Raw genomic sequence first — 17,385 nt, forward strand, 5'->3', positions numbered from 1 at the left:
GAATTAAAGTGATTGAAAACTTCACATTTCGAATTGTAATCGCTTTCGGCAATCTTGTCAAGAAGAAATCTTGCAGTTTCATCAAATGACTTACATACCACTGATTTCAAGAAAAACACAAAAAGGAGAGGGCCAGTTTCGTACTGGCCCTCTCCTTTTTAATCCAACCATCTATACACCTTACCAGGATTATTATCCTTCGTCTCCAATGGCAAGCCGATCGCTTGCTGAGGTTTGCCGCCCCCAACTCCAATTCCTTCACCAGTTCCTGAAGGTGGTAACACGCCCTTCCCAATCGTCACCTTCGTTTGTTGAGGGACCATATTATATAACTCTTCCACATCCGCCTGCAGCATTCGAACACAGCCATGAGATTCATCTTTGCCAATGCTCTTTGGCTTATTCGTCCCATGAATCGCATAGAGCGTATTGGACAAAGTCATCCCGCGGCTGCCAAACTCACCATTCGATCTGCCGTTCGGGTTACGCACTTTTTCACTGATAATAAAATCACCTTGCGGTGTCTTAGCGCCTCCCAAACCAACCGGATAGCGTCTTAGAATAAAATCCCCACTCACTACAGCCAGTTGATGCTGTTCGCTATCAATGATAATCCTGAGAGGCTCTACGAACGGTTCAGATGAGGCTATGGATTGAGAGCTGCTCGCAGCAATTGCCTTCTCTTCATTCGGCTGTGTTGTTTGCTCACCCTTCGTACTCCCAGACTGTTTCGGTACTTGTGCAGTTCCTACTTTCGTAAGCTCGGCCACTCGTCGCAAGGCTTCAGGGAAAGCTTCTTTCATTTGTGGTGTAAGTCCTGGCAATAGATTATCAGGATAAGGCTTCGTCAATTGCGGTGCCTTCTCCGGTAATACCCCCGTTTTGGTTTGGTAAGCCTGAATCGCACTTTGCAAAATAATGGCTTCTTCACGTTCATGCATCCACGCGGAAATGATAGGAACCAGCTTGGAACTATCCGTAACCTGACAGGAGCAAATTTGAGACTGATAATACTTCAAAACGGCCTCATTGCCACTAGTTCCTGTATGCTCAACACTAAGAAGCGGACTAACCGATCGATGCCATTCATTCCATTGCCCATCTTTACTTGTAGGAACATCCATGATGACAGATTCTCCTGCCCCTCTAACAGGAGGCAGTAAAATCTGTTGCAGCTTCTTCCCCCAATCTCCATCGGAGAAAAACAACTTTAAGCCAGGGTTCTCATCCTGAATGCTCGTGATTACCGCCACTTCTTCGACAACTGGCTGCTCTGCCGCCACCCCCTCCGTCACATCCGACTTCGCTAGATCCATTCCCGCAGGAAGAGCCAGCAGAACAAACATGACAAGGTATAGCAGCCATCTCCGTCTACCACGTGATTTGGATTGACGTTCTACAGGCGCTACCCCTTTGTTTAAAAAAGACGCTGCTAAGCTGGTAGGCACAGGCCCATCCAACACTATTTTTCGCTCCTCGAAAGCTTCATATATTTCACCAGCCTGTGCAAAACAATACGCTGCCTTTCCCGTTTTGCCTTGAGCTGTGTATTCTCTGCCAAGCAAATACCAAGCCATTTTATGATCAGGATGCTCTTTGACATATTTCTTGAGATACTGAGGATCCTCGATCGGATTATGTTGGAAAAATCGCTCCAATTGATCGTTTCGATTATTCGACTTCAAACTTCAGCCCCCCAATCCGCTTCATACTACTCTCCGTTTTTTATCGGCAATAGAAGCACAAAGCTGAAGTCAAATAAGAAAAAGGCTTGGACAAGGGTTTATCCCTGCCAAGCCTTACTGGATTACAAACCTATTTCAAGTAGGATTTCACACGTAAAATGGCCGTTTGACGCGAAGCATCCCACTGTACATCCAACCCGATCTGTTCAGCGAAGAAACGAATTGGGACATAAGTACGATCTTGCTTCACGTAAGGCGCTGCATCCGTCTCTAGCTTACGATCTGGCACGCCAGCTTGCTTACGAACAATACCGGTTTCACCAATCGTCAACTCCACAGTCAAATCACCTTTGGACAGCTGTACAATTGATTTACCAGCATGCTGGGCATAGGTTACCTTATAACCAAACATTTCACTGATCGCACGAACAGGCACCATTGTACGCCCATCTTGAATTTCAGGTTGAGCATCAAAGCTAATTAGCTTGTTGCCACTAACTACCTTCACTTGCCCATCATTTGATACATTCGCAGGCAATTGATATGGCGCTATTTTACGAATTTTGTTATTTGAAGCATCCGCTACGACTAAATTACCTTGCGATGTCTCAAGCACATCCGTAGGATTATAGAATTCAGCCGACTGCTCTACCCCATCAGCTTCACCTGTTTGGAGTGTACCTGTGATAGTTGTTACTTGGCCATTCAACAAATAACGAACCGAATGATTCAAGCTATCCGCGATTAACAGACCACCCTCGGAGGTCACAGCAATTCCTTTAGGGAAATCAAACTTCGCTTTCAAGGCCTCACCATCTGCAAAATCACCTTCTGCATACAACTCATTTTTCCCATAAATCGTCGAAGTACTAACAGTTGGAGTTGATCCCGCAATCGTTGATACAAGACCTGTTGCAAAGTCAATATGACGGATACGTTGATTCCCCGTATCGCTTACATAAAGATTTCCTTTGCTATCTAGCGCTAGTCCTGTAGGCTCATTGAATGAAGCCGTAGAAAGGCTACCGTCGCGATAATCTCCTGCGAATGAAGCTTCACCTGGACGCACTTGAATAACGCGAGTAACAGGTGCTGACAGCGTCGTCACCCGTCCATCCACAGCGATTTTACGTATAGCATGATTGAGTGAATCCGCCACATAAACGGAACCATCTGCAGCAATTGCAATATCACTTGGATGATTGAAGCTAGCTTCTGCACCTTTCCCGTCTTTGTTTCCAGGTACGCCATTACCTGCAATTGTCGAAACAATCCCGTTCACATCTATTTTACGAATCGCGTGATTGCCAGCATCCGCTACATAGACATTCCCTTTGGCATCCAAGGCAAGCCCCGTCGGCTCATTAAAAAAGGCTTCAGATGCTTTCCCATCAAGGAGTCCACCTATCGGGAAGCCTTGGTTATTCTTCAATACCGCGATCTCAGGACCTGCAAATGTGGTTATTTGGCCATCCTTCAATTTCCGAATGACGTGATTCCGTGTATCCGCAATCAGCAGACTTCCATCAGCAAGCTGAAGCACACTACCAGGAGCACGGAATCCCGCTTGTAAAGCAGCCCCGTTAATATCTTCAAATTCGCCAATACCTGCTAAGGTCGACACATCCGAGAGAATCTGACCCGTACTGGATTTCAAAGCATCCACTTCTAAACCAGCAGCCATAGCCGAAGAGCCTCCAAGCAAGGTAGCAACGATTATACTTGAAACAAATATCTGTTGTAATGGTTTCATTGGAATCTCCTTTTTATCTATTAGACATTAGCCTTCTGGAAGCTCAGGTCCGTCAATGAATGCTGAGTCAATCTCATCTTTGTTGATACTAATCTTCTCGACGGATTGACCATTCTTCCTAACAATCACAATTTTACCCACACTGATCTGATCATCTCCATGGGTTACCATCGGAATACTTACTAGTTTCGTTTTTGCGGAGACTGGAACATTCTTGGCATCCCCAAAATTGGTAACAGCATAAACGAGTTCATTACTGCCTTCACTTGCATACTCCGACACATATGCCTTGATATAATCAGCACTCGTTCCACCTTCAGTTGTTGTGTGGAATATATTTTTATTTTTTAGAGGTGAATAGGCAAAATGGTTTGTTTGAGAACCGTATAGCAAATGAACCTCTACAGCATAAATATCACTATTATTTAACTCAGTAAAGTTAGCTAGATTAATATTTAGATAATAAAATATCGAATTAATTGGCGTCATATTTGGTACTTCCGGATTAATCAGCGTTAGTGGTGTGACTAGATCTTCAAAGTCAACCTCTTCTATATCCAAACTTACAGTTGGCTTTGGTGCTTCCGGATTTGAACTTCCCGAATCCGAACCACCTCCTGTGTTCGCAGGTGGCGTATTCCCCTTCGGATTCGCATCTGCATCATATTTATTCCTCTCTAGTTCCGTCATCTCTTTCTTCAACAGAGCTTCCGCATCTGCCTTCGCTTTCGCTTCAGCAGCTTTCTTATCTTCTTCAATCCTCTTCTTTTCTTCTTCTAACTTTTTCAATGCTGCAGCTAGCTTTTGCTTAGCTTCTTCTAATTTTTTTTCGCTTTCCAGCTTCGCTTTCAACTTCTGTTCTTCTAGCTTTTTCAACTCTTCTTGTTTCTTTTTCTCTAACTCTGGATCAACACCAGCTGTTTTATCAAGTGGTTTAACTTTATCTAGATCCAGCTTCCTTTCTGTTTGATCAATCTTTTTATTTGCCTCTTCAATCACTTTATTGAGCGAATCTTTATTTATTTTATTTTCAGCCAATGCTTCTTTCGCAATGTTACCGATCAAATTATTTAAGTTTTGTTTGACTTTATCTAAGTCAGATTGATTTTTGATGCTCAGAGAAGTTTGATCACCCACAACAAGCCCCGCATCAATTTCTTTTTGCTTCTTCGTGATAAACTCATCGTTTTCTTTATCAATCTCAGCTTTATTTAGAATTAACTCTTTAATAATTTCCGGAGAAGCCTGTTTGATAAAATCTTCTAGATCCAAAAACTCCACTTTCAATTCCAAATCAGTTGTTTCATCGCGCTTATCCAACGAAATTTGTTGCGTCGGATTCAAATATGTAATGTTTGTCGTCTGCGTGTTATCAGGATTTGACGTAACCGTCGAAGCAGATACTTTACCTGACCCTACAGCCATTTTCGTCTTTCCACTTACTGGATCAACAAAAACATAGAATTGTGTTCCACGTACACCCATTACAGCAGTTGGCGTTTCAACCTCAAATTCATCATCCGCCCCGGCCAACGATTTTACTTTGACCCACATGGAGCCCGCCCAAACCTTAAGCTTGGATTTCTTATTTCCATTTGAAGAATTGAGATCTGATACATTCAGCTCAGCATTGTCACCTAATGTAACATCGGCGTCACCACTGGCTAAGTTCAGTGTTACCGAAGAGCTATCCCCTGTATAAACCGTGTCACCTTGGTTTAAACTCATGTTCTCATAAGCATCATACGTTTTAGAGCCGCCGCCCTTTTTAATCGTCACGTCTCCAGATAATGCCGAAATAATGGCAACGCGGACCGTTTTCGCATCCACCGGCTTAACTAACAGCAATGACACTAAACTAAACACCAAACTAAAGCTTAATAATATTGAAATATATGATTTCTTTGTCATTCCCACTCTGCATGCCTCCCAGCAACTCTATTTACAAATGCCCGATAACTTCGTAGACAGCAACCGGTTTTTCTTTCCCTTTTACTTTGATCTCACCAATGGATTCGATCTCGAATAATCCTTTGACTCGCTCATATGTCTGTTCACTAATTAAAATTTGTCCTGGCTTCGCATTGGATTCAAGACGTGCCGACAAATTAACGGTGTCCCCGATGGCGGTATAATCTAATCGAAGATCCTCGGACCCAATATTACCTACAACCGCTGGGCCACTATTGATTCCCAATCCAAATTTCACACCAATACCATAATTCTTAATCAACTTCTGCTCGAGAAGGTCTGCCTGAGACTTCATCTCGATCGCAGCGCGTACGGCCATTTCAGGGTGATTATCATATTCAATTGGCGCCCCAAACATCGCCATAACGCCATCACCAATGAATTTATCCAGCGTTCCATTGAACTTGAAGATTGCTTTCGTACATACATCCAGATACTCATTTAGCACCTGAATAACTTGTTCTGGCTCTAATCGTTCTGACATCGGTGTAAATCCGCGAATATCAACAAATATCAATGAAATATCCTTACGGCTTCCACCTAGCTTCACATCTTCACCGGATTGAAGGAGCTCGTCCACAACCGTTTTGGAAACGAATCGCCCGAAAATACCCGTTACCCGATTACGTTCCTTTCGCTCTTCCAAGTAATGGCTAACCAATGACCACACATAGATGGTAACCAGCGCAAATTGCGGATATACCAGCGGCAAGAACAATGAGCCAATGCTATAGAACCCTAACCAAATAAGGCCATAGAACACGAACATGCCTAGGAAAATGAATAGCGCAGTCTTCCCATTGAATTTTTCAAATAAGAATATGGCAAGCAACGAAATAAGTAGAATAATAGCGATACCAGCTGTCTTTGAAGCATCTCTATAGAAAACACTTTCTAACAAGGTTTGAATCATATTGGCATGAATTTCAATTCCGAACATTTTGACAGAAGAGATTGGTGTCGGGTATTCATCCTGCATGGCTGTTACAAATGGACCCACCAGCACAATGCTTCCCTTCAGAGGCAACGGTTTTGTACTATTAAGAACATCAACGAATGACAACAATTCATATCCAGTCGTTGCATCCACTTTTTGTCTAGGCAGCGTAAAGAACTCTGTCGTCACCTGATTTCTTTCGTTGGTTGGCACGACTTCAGTTCCGCGCATCCATTCTCCAGTGCCTGGATCACGCTTAACCTTTTCAATATCATCCAAAACTAAATTAGCAAGAGCAACACTGAACGCGGGTATGTATGCACCTTTCTCATCAGGCAAACCGACCGGCAGCTTACGAGCTTTGCCATCCTTATCAACAAACACATTGATGTGTGCCATCTGATCTCTTTTGGTCGTTAGGGTTGTGGAGGGGTAATCAATTCTTTCAGGAACTAGTTCTCCTGCTGACTGTTGTTTAGAGGGGTAATTGATTTGTACTGGTAATATAATATTGGAGTACTTCGCTAGCACATCAGCTAATGCTTTATCATCAGCTGGGTTCTTCGAAGGCTCTGCAAGCACAACGTCTATCCCAATAGCCGCGGCACCGGATTGCTCCAACTTCTCTATGACTTGCGCATATGTACTTCGATCCCACGGAAACTTCCCGATGGCTGAAAGTGATTTCTCATCGATTTTAACAATCTTGATTCGATCATCCGGCTGACGCTCATCGACCGATTTTGCACCACGCAAAATATCTTGGAGAGGACCTTCAACAAAGTAAAACAAACCACTCGAGTTCACGGTGTAGAAATATGTCGAAAATACCATCAACAAAAGTCCTACTACTAAAGTCTTAATCCATTTCTTCTTACCCATATAATCCTCCCCGAGTTTACTAGTCTCATTGTAAGTTGCTATGTAGGAATTGGCAATAAATTGTTACAAATTTCACCGTTTTTCATCAAAAAAAAGAGCCCGTTCCTTTTCAGGAAACGAGCTCTTTCGACATTTCGTGATATTTCCACAAAATGAAACTTAACTTATGATTAGCTAAAAGGTGAATCCGCAACTTTAATGGAGTCTGTTGGGCAGCCATCTTGAGCATCTTGTAGATCATCAAATAGATCTTCAGGAATTTCAGTAACCCCTTTGTTTCCATCTCCATCAAAAATCACTTCTGCCAGACCCTCATCATCGTAATCATAGATATCTGGAGCTGTAGCTCCGCAAGCGCCGCAAGCGATGCAGGTATCTTTATCAACGAATGTATACTTTGCCATGTTTTCTACTCCTCCTCAAATTATCCTCACTGTAAAATATAATATAAATACGGACAAAGTTCAAACCTTAAAATTGACAATCAACAAAATACTGCTCAATAAAGTCTGCAATTCCGCTAATATCATTCAAATTGAACAGCGGATAATTAACATCATCTTCTTGCAAGGCTAAATCTGTCGCAGCAGCTATCGGAAAAGGAGCTAGCGCTTTGATCATTTCTCTCTGTTCTATTGTACGATAAACAGCAATCTTTGGATGCTTTTCCCTCTTGAATCCTTCGATAAAAATATAATCAAGATGGGCATACGCTAGTAATTGCTCCTCTAGGCTCGGTGACTCCTTTTTCTCATAAACGTGAATCGCATCTGGAGAAAGTGTAACTACGACTTCAGCGCCAGACTCGGTGAAAACAGTGGAGTCCGCTCCTTTCGCTTCTTTATAGTGTCCATGTGCATCATGTTTCATTACTGCGATTCGGTAGCCGCGATGCTTCATTTCAATAATAAGATTAGCTACCAGCGTTGTTTTCCCACTATTGGAATATCCAGCAAAGCCCAAACAATGAGCCACTACCTCACTCCTCCATGTCTTTATGAAGAGGATTATTTCGCAAATGATCCATCTGCAAGGATGTTCCTCTCACTTTATGATTTCGAATTAAGGAAGACGGATCGTCACTCATCATCCCCGCTGTAAGAATCACACCTTCACCAAATTTATCACGTAGTCCGTCCATAACTTTATTCAGATTCTCTCTGCGCGGCTGTTTCTCGTAATCGAATAAATCAAGCTGAACGTAAGATTCTTCCTTGGCAATCAAATTCTGCAGTGTAATCCCTAAGAGTCGCACTGGATTTCCGTCTTCCCATTGATGATCATATAGCTGGCATGAGGTCCGATAAATATCGTCCATATGCTCAGTTGGCGTTGGCAACGTAAGGGATCTCGTAATCGTCCTCATCTCAGGATCACGGATCGTTATCTGAATCGTTGAAGTCATGAGCGCTTGCTTACGCAGCCTCCTTGCTACCTGATCAGCTAAATTCAGCAGGACCCGATGAATGTCGATGCGATCCGTGTAATCACGCGGCAATGTCGTCGTATGTCCAATTGACTTACTCTGCTCTTGTTCTGGATTCACCGCCGATGGGTCAATCCCATTGGCAGAACGCTTCAAGTGCGCGCCCATCACGCCAAAGTGCTTACTTAACAGGGCGTCGTCCCCCACTGCTAACTGCCCTAAGGTATGGATACCAAGCCTAGAAAGCTTTTCCGCTGTTTTTTTGCCAATACCATATAAGTAATTACAAGGCTTGTCCCAAAACACTGATTGTACATCCCGAAGCCGCAAAACCGTAATTCCATTCGGCTTCTTCATATCTGAGCCCATCTTCGCCAGGAGCTTATTCGGGGCAACTCCGATGGAGCAGGGCAACTTCAATTCTTTCATTATTCTACTTTGAATACTATTAGCAATTTCAAGTGGCGTTCCGAACTGTTTGGATCCTGTGATATCTACAAAACATTCATCAATAGACATAGATTCTACCATCGGTGAATATCCATAGACTATCTGCATAAACCGCCTCGAGAAATTACGATAGAGATCAAAGTCAGGTCTAATTAAGATGAGATCGGGACAAATCTTCAACGCCTGCCTAACTTGCATCCCTGTCTTGATCCCTAGCTTGCGTGCTGCATATGATGAAGTAACGATAATCCCCTTACGCAGCTCTACACTCCCAGCAACAGCAAGAGGCTTCCCTTTGTATAAGTCAGGCTCTACCGCTTCATGAACCGAGCAATAGAAAGCATTCATATCTATATGTAAAATGACTCTGCCTTGCTTGGGATAATGATGTTCTATGGACACCATATTGATTACCTCCCAGTGTGATTGATTGAGATTTCAGAGCCGTCTACTCGAGTGAAACATATACATCTTGAGATGTCAAAAAAATAATCATTCAAGCTAACGTAATTTTACGTTATGATGTCTTTAGCTGTACATTTATGTTATAATCGTAAATTATACATTAGCGCTTTAAAGCAAGCGAAACTACTCACAACTCTTAATACCGAAGTCACTTTGCTAGCTTTTGAAGGAGGAACCCATGCCAACATCAGTCAAAATCTTCGACACCACCCTACGAGACGGAACGCAAGGAGAAGGAATCTCCCTATCCGTCGAGGATAAAATCAAAATTGCCCGTAAGCTCGATGAGCTTGGGGTTCATTATATTGAAGGCGGATGGCCGGGCAGCAACAGCAAAGACATTGAATTCTTTGAGCGGGCTCGTACAATGACTTTCAAGAATGCCAAAATCACTGCGTTTGGCAGCACAAGACGGAAAGATTCGCTTGCCGCTGATGACATTAACTTAAACCGACTGGTTGAATCAGGCGCTCAAGTCGCTACGATTTTCGGTAAGTCATGGGACTTTCATGTGACTACGGCCATCCAAACAACGCTTGAAGAAAACTTGAATATGATTTATGACTCTGTTCTGTTTCTAAAAAGCAGCGGGATGGAAGTCATCTATGATGCCGAGCATTTCTTCGACGGCTACAAAAACAACCCTACCTATGCGTTGCAAACCATCAAAAAGGCGCAGGACGCTGGAGCTGATTGGATTACACTGTGTGATACGAATGGTGGATCCTTACCTAACGAAATTACAGAGATCGTAACAACAGTTACACAGCACGTATCTACACCAGTAGGTATTCACGCCCATAATGATTGTGAATTAGGCGTAGCGAACTCACTTGCTGCCGTACAAGCCGGCGCTAGACAAGTTCAAGGAACGATCAACGGCTACGGAGAACGCTGTGGTAATGCTAACCTGAGCTCAATTATCCCTAACTTGCAATTGAAGCTGGGCTATGATGTTATTTCCACCGATCAATTAAAATCACTTACATCCGTTTCAAGATATATCAGCGAAATTGCCAACATGCATATGCCTGTCAACCAACCTTATGTTGGGAATGCGGCATTCGCTCACAAAGGCGGCATCCATGTCTCTGCGATCCTAAAGGATGCAAGTACGTATGAGCATACGAAGCCTGAGCTTGTAGGAAATAAACAACGCGTGCTCGTTTCCGAGCTCGCAGGTCAAAGCAACGTACTTGTCAAGGCACAAGAACTTAACTTGGATTTCAACAAAGAACACCAGAAGACCAAAGAAGTGATCGAGAAAATCAAGGACATGGAGCATCAAGGCTATCAATTCGAAGGCGCAGATGCAACGCTTGAACTCTTGCTGCGCGAAGCATTCGAAGGTCTTGAAGAAATTTTCACCCTTGAATCATTCAAAATGCTCGTTGAGAAAACTGCCAATCACGCCGTCGTTTCAGAAGCTATCGTCAAAGTGAAAGTACATGGCGAAACGATCTATACCGCGGCTGAAGGCAATGGACCCGTCAATGCACTTGATAATGCCTTACGGAAAGCACTCATTCAGTACTATCCGGATATTAAGAATGTTCATCTTTCCGATTACAAAGTGCGTGTATTGGATGAGAAAGGCGCGACAGCAGGTAAGGTTCGTGTCTTGATGGAATCCACAGACTTTAACACCACTTGGAATACATTAGGTGTATCGAGCAACATTATCGAGGCAAGTTGGTACGCACTCGTAGACAGCTTGCGCTACGCATTAATCAGCAGACAACGTGTAGAGCCTGCAAAAACAGAACAACAAGAACGATTAGGCTTAGTAAATCATTGATCCAATGTGAAAAAGCTGCAAGGGCATATTAGCTCTTGCAGCTTTTTGCATGTATACTCATTCTTCCTTCAGAAGACTCGCCATCTTCTTATCCAGCTCCTTCGGGGAAAGCACATGGATAATGTCCCGAATCACGCCATTTTTATCGATAAGAAAGCTTGTAGGAATCGCAATAACATTGTAGGTATCGGCATTCGTCCCTTGTTTATCAAGCAAAACTGGGAATGGAAACTGATACGTGTCCACAAATTTTTTAATATTGTCCATTTTATCCCCAGGCGTCACATTCACCGCATAAAGATCAAATTTTCCTTCATATTTCTTATACAAATTCACGAGATCAGGCGCTTCTTCCTCGCATGGACCACACCAAGAAGCCCAGAAATTCACGAACATCGGCTTTTCACGAGGTCCGCCGACGGAATAATCCTTCCCATCCAATCCTTGCAAGGTAAAAGAAGGAGCTAAGAAATTCACCTTTGCCGCTTGCTCGCTTGGCATCAGCGTTTGTTTATCTTCATTCCGCACATTTTGATAAATCGCAAAGCCCGCCAATAACACGACGAAAGCGATCACGATGAGATTCTTCTTCACAGCATCAACCTCCACTCCCTCTATATTATCTCCAAATTAGCGAAAATTCCAACATACAATCCGTTAGTATGCTTTCATCCAATTTGGGAAAAGTAATCCTACTCTTTGCGATGAAAGGAAATGTTCGAATGAAGCAAGCTGCTATCAAACATAAAGGTAAAGCACCGGTAAAGAAAATGAATATGTACGAACACGAAGGGGTTTCCGATAACCAAAAAAAGCAAGACTCCAGCGAAAAAGGAAGCGTATGGCAATATCTCGCACTTGCGTCCATCCCCTTAGTACTTGTACTTGGCAATTCCATGCTTGTCCCAATCCTGCCCGATTTGCAAGAGAAAATGAGCATCTCTCGCTTCCAGAGCTCGCTCGTCATCACCTTATTTTCGCTTACAGCTGGTATCATCATCCCGGTATCCGGTTATTTATCCGATCGTTTCACCCGTAAGGCTGTTATTATCCCATCACTCATTGTGTACGGCGCTGCTGGAGTTCTCGCAGGACTTGGCGCTGTGTGGAACTCGTACCCTATACTTATAGCTGCCCGAGCTATACAAGGCTTTGGAGCGGCAGGTACAGCCTCTATAGCCATGGCTCTAGTTAGAGACATCTACAAGGGACCCCAAGCCAGCAAAGCACTCGGCCTCATCGAAGCCTCCAACGGAATCGGAAAGGTTGTTAGTCCCATTTTAGGTTCCTTATTCGCGTTAATTATTTGGTTCGCGCCTTTTTTTGCTTTCCCACTTTTTTGCTTGCTTGCTCTGCTCGCCGTTATTTTTATGATCAAAGAACCTGCCAAAGAGAAAGAAGCCGAACCCCTAAAACAATATTTGAAACAAATTAAAACCATTCTGGGGAGCAAAGGTCACTGGCTGATACCCGCTTTTGTCGCCGGCTCAATCAGCTTATTTATTTTATTCGGCGTACTCTTTTACCTCTCACAGATCTTAGAAGAGAAGCCCTACAATATCGAAGGCTTACGTAAAGGATTCGTCCTAGCCATCCCTTTACTTTGCCTTGTCATTACTTCTTATACCACGGGAGCTAAAATCAAACAAAACGGCAAGCTCATGCGTTGGCTCATGAATATCGGTCTCATGTTCATGTTCGTTTCTCTCGCATTGGCTACATTCCTAAATGGGAACCTGTTTGTCTTCATTGGCTTACTATCCCTCAGCGGGATAGGGACAGGACTCCTTCTCCCCTGCCTGAATACACTCATAACCGGGTCGGTCGAGCGCGAGCAACGCGGCATGATCACTTCGTTATATAATAGCTTACGGTTTATCGGAGTCGCCTTCGGCCCCCCATTATTCGGTTGGCTCATGAGCATATCGCACAAGACACTCTTCATTACCGTCGCTTCATTGTCTATTCTCATGCTTGCCTTAGTATTTTTCTTCATTAAACCTAAAGCAGAATTGAAAGAACAAACGTGATATACTAACCTCATTCGATGCGAAGTGAGGGAGGGATCGCCGGTGAGCATACATTTAACTAAGATTTTATATGATGAAATGATCTCGCACAGTTTGCGCTCGCTCCCCAATGAAGCATGCGGGATCCTTCTAGGAGAAGCCTCATTGCAGATAAATGAGCTTCAAATACACACATTTATCCCTCTAAACAATCACGCCCTACATCCTACACGGCAATTCGCCATTAATCCAATCGACATGCTCCCATATCTCAAAGATAGCAGTCGTTCAATCGTGGGTATCTTTCATTCACATCCAACAGCCTCCCCCGTCCCTTCAACCGAGGATCTCCTTACGCTCTGGCACACAATTCCAACCTACTGGATCTCATCGTTGCAACGCCCAGGAAGTCCTGATCTTCAGGTCTATCAGTTAAAAAAAACCACCACTACCGCATATCACAAACTTTCGTTTGTCATCGGTTAATGATGGCTTAGTAAAGCATATAAATCGCCGAGTGTATCCACATCTCTAGCTCTTATTTCTTCCATGAAACGCGACCATAACTGCGCTGTCATGAGCGCATCTTCCAGCGCGTGGTGACGAACGGTAACAGGAATATCATACGCATGAAGAAGGGAGTCCAAGCTCAAGTTTTTTCGCTTTGGCATGAGCCATTTCGCAATCATCATAATATCTAGCACACGATGGGATAAGCTTACTTTGGACGTACGCCACAAGGCCGAGTTCAAAAAGTTTTTATCATGTCCTATGGCATGTGCAACTAAGATTTTCTGCTGGACGAATTCTAAGAAATCACTTAAAACACCTATTAAATCTGGCGCATCACTCGCCATTTCATTTGTAATTCCGGTGAGTTTCACGATTTCATCTGGAATTTTACGCTTGGGGTTCACCATTTTATAAAAGGTTTCTTGCGTCTGCACTTCGCCGCCAATAACGGAGACAGCGCCGAATGAAATAATTTCATCACCGTTATAAGGAGAGAAGCCCGTCGTTTCCAGATCAAACACCACTATTTCCATCGAATGCAGAGGAATCTCAAACAAAGAATCCTTCCGCTGCTCCTTCAGCATCGACCGAATGAAGGCCATTTGCTGCGCACTTTGTGCATCAAACATCGAGGTTAGGGCAGGTGTTAATCCACCCATTTTATATAAATGCCACATCCGACCTGCTGGACGCATATCTTTCACGCAAGTCACCTCTCCCTATTTTCGATTCCGATTTTCTAACCTTTTTCTCTCTCTATGTGTGATCCTATGGATTTACTGACATATTTCTGCAAATCAATTCCTGTCCGCAGACATCGCTTTAATCGCGAGCGAGTTTCCTTGTTAAGTTGATCAGCAGTAAGTTTACCTCTAGTCGTGTACTTCTCCTCATCTAATTGGAATGGCGTACTATCCCTCAGCTTTAGTGCAATAGAAAACGCGATTTCCCAATCACTGGCTAACTGCTCAGAAACAATCCCTTGCGCCTTAAGCTGTTTAATTCGCTCTAAGGTAGAATTGACTAGAATACCAGCTTGAATAGCTAGCAGCCGAATCCCATTTACAATCGGAATATAAGCGCCATATTTGATATCAAATCCACCCGCATCTTCGCCATATCTTTCTGTAATCAAATGTCCAAATACACCTAAAGAAATTTTGTGATGCAACGTATTCGATAGCAAATATTTCAATAGCTCTGGATGCTCTTGGATATAAGTCAGAAAAGATTGCTTCAGCTTCGTCACCAATGCCTCAGAACCATGAATACAGCGCATATCCGCCATAATGAGCAGGTAACGCACATTTTCCCAATCCGGTTCCTTAAACCAGCCAATCATCATCTCCGTGTAACCCTGCAGTGACTTACGCCATTGTGGATTGCTCGAAATGACATTCCCTTCACAAGGGGGGTAACCCAACACATCCAAGCCGCGAAGAATATACGAGGTAAGCTTATCAAAATAAGCATCTAACTCATCTTGCGTATGCGTTACGCTATGTCCATAAATAAGTCCATTATCCTGATCACTCCAAAGTGTCTGTTCCCTTCTACCTCCACTGCCTAATAAGATAAATGCATAGGCAACAGGCGGTTTCCCGTACCCTTCATCCTCAAGTAAATGTTCAGCAATCTGAGCCGTTCTCTGTATCAACGCGTCATGAACTTGATTGATTTGCTGCCCTAGTTCCGAAGTATAGGAAAAAAGGAGATGCTCCCGAAACATCTCATGCACCTGATCTCTGGTTATTCGCATCTCATCGAATTGCTCCGACTGATAGATGCGTTCCAGGATCCGTTCCATTGAGAGATGATTCATGTTGCATCCCCTTTGCTCTAGTAGAAAGTATATGTGTTATTAAACGGACACGCCGTTTTGAGCTGCTTTTTTCATTTGCTCTGGATATCCATAAGAACCATGTTCGGATAGATCCAGACCAATGATTTCTTCTTCTTCTGTAACACGAAGACCGATTGTAGCTTTAAGAATACCTAGGATAATGAAGGAAAGAACAAGTACGAATGCAAGAGCTCCGAATACGCCAAGCGCTTGAATACCTAGTTGGTGGAAGCCACCGCCGTAGAATAAACCTGCACCGCCGATACCTACTTTAGCAGAAAGCTCAGGCGTTGCGAATAAACCAGTCGAAAGTGTTCCCCAGATACCAGCGATACCGTGTACAGAGAAAGCATAGATTGGATCGTCGATTCCAGCTCTTTCGAACCATTGTGCTGTGAAGAATGTTACGATACCTGCCACCGCACCGATTACAAGAGCGGCCCAAGCGTCTACGAACGCACATGCTGCAGTGATGGCAACAAGTGCAGCCAGAACACCATTCAACATGCTAGGAATATCCGCTTTACCGAAGTACATCCAAGAGATAATAAGTGCAGCTACAGCACCTGCCGCAGCAGCCATATTCGTTGTCAATGCGATATAACCGAAGAACCCATCACCCATTGCACTTAGTGTACTACCAGGGTTAAAACCGAACCAACCGATCCAAAGGATGATTACACCGAGAACAGACAATACTTGGTTGTGACCAGGAATCAAGTTTGGCGTTTTATCTTTATTATATTTGCCAATACGAGGTTTAAGCAAGATCGTTGCTACTAATGCTGCAGTTGCACCTTGTAAGTGAACAACAGTTGAACCTGCGAAATCTTGCATACCCAATTTGCTCAACCAGCCGCCGCCCCATACCCAGTGCGCTACGATTGGATAAATAACTACAGTGAACAAAATTCCGAAGATAAAGTACACTGGAAGCTTCGCTCTTTCTGCGAATCCACCCCAAGCAATCGCAAGGGATACGCCAGCGAAAGCTAGTTGGAACAAGAATTTAATACCGATCGGAACATCAGAGAAGGATAGAGAAGCGAACGCTGCAGAAGCTTGATCTTCTAATCCTGTTACGAAGAAGCCCGTTTCTCCGAAGAATGCATTTCCATCACCGAAGGCGAAACCGAAGCCTACAGCCCAGAAAGCAATGGCACATAGTCCGAAAGTTAAAATCGTTTTACCGGCTACGTGACCGGCATTTTTCATTCTAGTTGACCCCGCTTCTAAAAGTGCAAAACCAGCTTGCATGAAAATGACTAAGATTGCTGCCAACATAACCCAAACTGCATCAATAGCACTCTGAAGTTGAGGTACTGTCGCCTCATCCGCTGCAAATGCGAGTGTAGGGAACAATAATGACATAACGCCGAAAGCTAACAACAATTTCTTAACCATACGACCACTTCCTTTAATGTTAGATTAAGTAACATGTAATGAAACTCTTAATGTCATTATATACAGGTTATTTGGGTTTGACAATAGGATTTTCTTCGAAAAATTGATAAAAGCGAAAAATAACCTGACATCAAACAGGCATAATTCGTGTTTCGGCTCATAGACGTTCAAAAAACATGCTATTTACATCAAAATCCAATGTCAGGTTTGAGAAGCATCACGTTTGACTGTACGGTTTATAATCAGTTA

General features: G+C 43.4%; 14 protein-coding genes. 3 read left to right on the plus strand and 11 right to left on the minus strand.

All coding sequences use genetic code 11. The features are described from left to right. Positions 1 to 158: 158 nt before the first annotated feature. The 7 genes from AC58QC_RS02545 to AC58QC_RS02575 all read right to left on the minus strand — a co-directional run bounded on the left by AC58QC_RS02545 (position 159) and on the right by AC58QC_RS02575 (position 9,509). On the minus strand, positions 159 to 1,685 hold the full coding sequence (locus AC58QC_RS02545; protein ID WP_497413638.1) for a L,D-transpeptidase: 1,527 nt from the start codon (positions 1,683 to 1,685) through the stop codon (positions 159 to 161). Between the two features lie 130 nt (positions 1,686 to 1,815). Next, a complete protein-coding gene (locus AC58QC_RS02550) occupies positions 1,816 to 3,438 on the minus strand; it encodes an NHL domain-containing protein (protein WP_497413639.1) in 1,623 nt (540 codons plus the stop codon). 27 nt (positions 3,439 to 3,465) lie between these two features. After that, complete coding sequence (locus AC58QC_RS02555; protein WP_497414058.1) at positions 3,466 to 5,349, minus strand: FecR family protein; 1,884 nt, start codon at positions 5,347 to 5,349, stop codon at positions 3,466 to 3,468. Between the two features lie 31 nt (positions 5,350 to 5,380). Further along, a complete protein-coding gene (locus AC58QC_RS02560) occupies positions 5,381 to 7,228 on the minus strand; it encodes a CHASE2 domain-containing protein (RefSeq protein ID WP_497413640.1) in 1,848 nt (615 codons plus the stop codon). A 170-nt stretch (positions 7,229 to 7,398) separates the two neighbouring features. After that, on the minus strand, positions 7,399 to 7,632 hold the full coding sequence (locus tag AC58QC_RS02565; protein ID WP_028556576.1) for a ferredoxin: 234 nt from the start codon (positions 7,630 to 7,632) through the stop codon (positions 7,399 to 7,401). Positions 7,633 to 7,699: 67 nt separating this feature from the next. Continuing rightward, positions 7,700 to 8,203, minus strand: coding sequence for a molybdopterin-guanine dinucleotide biosynthesis protein B (gene mobB / locus AC58QC_RS02570; protein WP_497413641.1), 504 nt, complete (start codon positions 8,201 to 8,203; stop codon positions 7,700 to 7,702). 4 nt (positions 8,204 to 8,207) lie between these two features. Then, on the minus strand, positions 8,208 to 9,509 hold the full coding sequence (locus AC58QC_RS02575) for a DNA polymerase IV (RefSeq protein ID WP_497413642.1): 1,302 nt from the start codon (positions 9,507 to 9,509) through the stop codon (positions 8,208 to 8,210). 238 nt (positions 9,510 to 9,747) lie between these two features. On the opposite strand from AC58QC_RS02575, the gene cimA reads away from it, so the two are divergent. Continuing rightward, the gene (gene cimA, locus AC58QC_RS02580; RefSeq protein ID WP_497413643.1) at positions 9,748 to 11,367 is read left to right on the plus strand and encodes a citramalate synthase; all 1,620 of its coding nucleotides are present in this window, start codon (positions 9,748 to 9,750) and stop codon (positions 11,365 to 11,367) included. 57 nt (positions 11,368 to 11,424) lie between these two features. Here the strand turns inward: cimA and AC58QC_RS02585 are convergent, their stop codons facing one another. Beyond that, entirely contained in the window at positions 11,425 to 11,961 is a 537-nt protein-coding gene (locus AC58QC_RS02585) for a TlpA family protein disulfide reductase (protein WP_497413644.1), read from the minus strand. Positions 11,962 to 12,137: 176 nt separating this feature from the next. Here AC58QC_RS02585 and AC58QC_RS02590 point away from each other — a divergent pair, with 176 nt between their 5' ends. Together AC58QC_RS02590 and AC58QC_RS02595 are read left to right on the plus strand one after the other, a co-directional pair. Next, entirely contained in the window at positions 12,138 to 13,397 is a 1,260-nt protein-coding gene (locus tag AC58QC_RS02590; RefSeq protein WP_497414059.1) for an MFS transporter, read from the plus strand. A gap of 42 nt (positions 13,398 to 13,439) precedes the next feature. After that, positions 13,440 to 13,862: a M67 family metallopeptidase gene (locus AC58QC_RS02595; RefSeq protein WP_497413645.1), complete on the plus strand. Its 423-nt coding sequence runs from the start codon at positions 13,440 to 13,442 to the stop codon at positions 13,860 to 13,862. Here the strand turns inward: AC58QC_RS02595 and AC58QC_RS02600 are convergent. Genes AC58QC_RS02600 through AC58QC_RS02610 form a run of 3 tightly spaced genes read right to left on the minus strand, consistent with a single transcriptional unit; the run spans position 13,859 to position 17,136 of the window. Next, a complete protein-coding gene (locus AC58QC_RS02600; protein WP_497413646.1) occupies positions 13,859 to 14,593 on the minus strand; it encodes an exonuclease domain-containing protein in 735 nt (244 codons plus the stop codon). The two genes, AC58QC_RS02595 and AC58QC_RS02600, sit on opposite strands and share 4 nt — an antisense overlap. Positions 14,594 to 14,628: 35 nt before the next feature. Next, positions 14,629 to 15,711, minus strand: a complete 1,083-nt coding sequence (locus AC58QC_RS02605) for a DUF294 nucleotidyltransferase-like domain-containing protein (RefSeq protein WP_497413647.1) — start codon at positions 15,709 to 15,711, stop codon at positions 14,629 to 14,631. A 39-nt stretch (positions 15,712 to 15,750) separates the two neighbouring features. Next, a complete protein-coding gene (locus tag AC58QC_RS02610) occupies positions 15,751 to 17,136 on the minus strand; it encodes an ammonium transporter (protein ID WP_497413648.1) in 1,386 nt (461 codons plus the stop codon). Positions 17,137 to 17,385: the final 249 nt, after the last annotated feature.

This window comes from Paenibacillus sp. J22P51, from assembly GCF_059692215.1.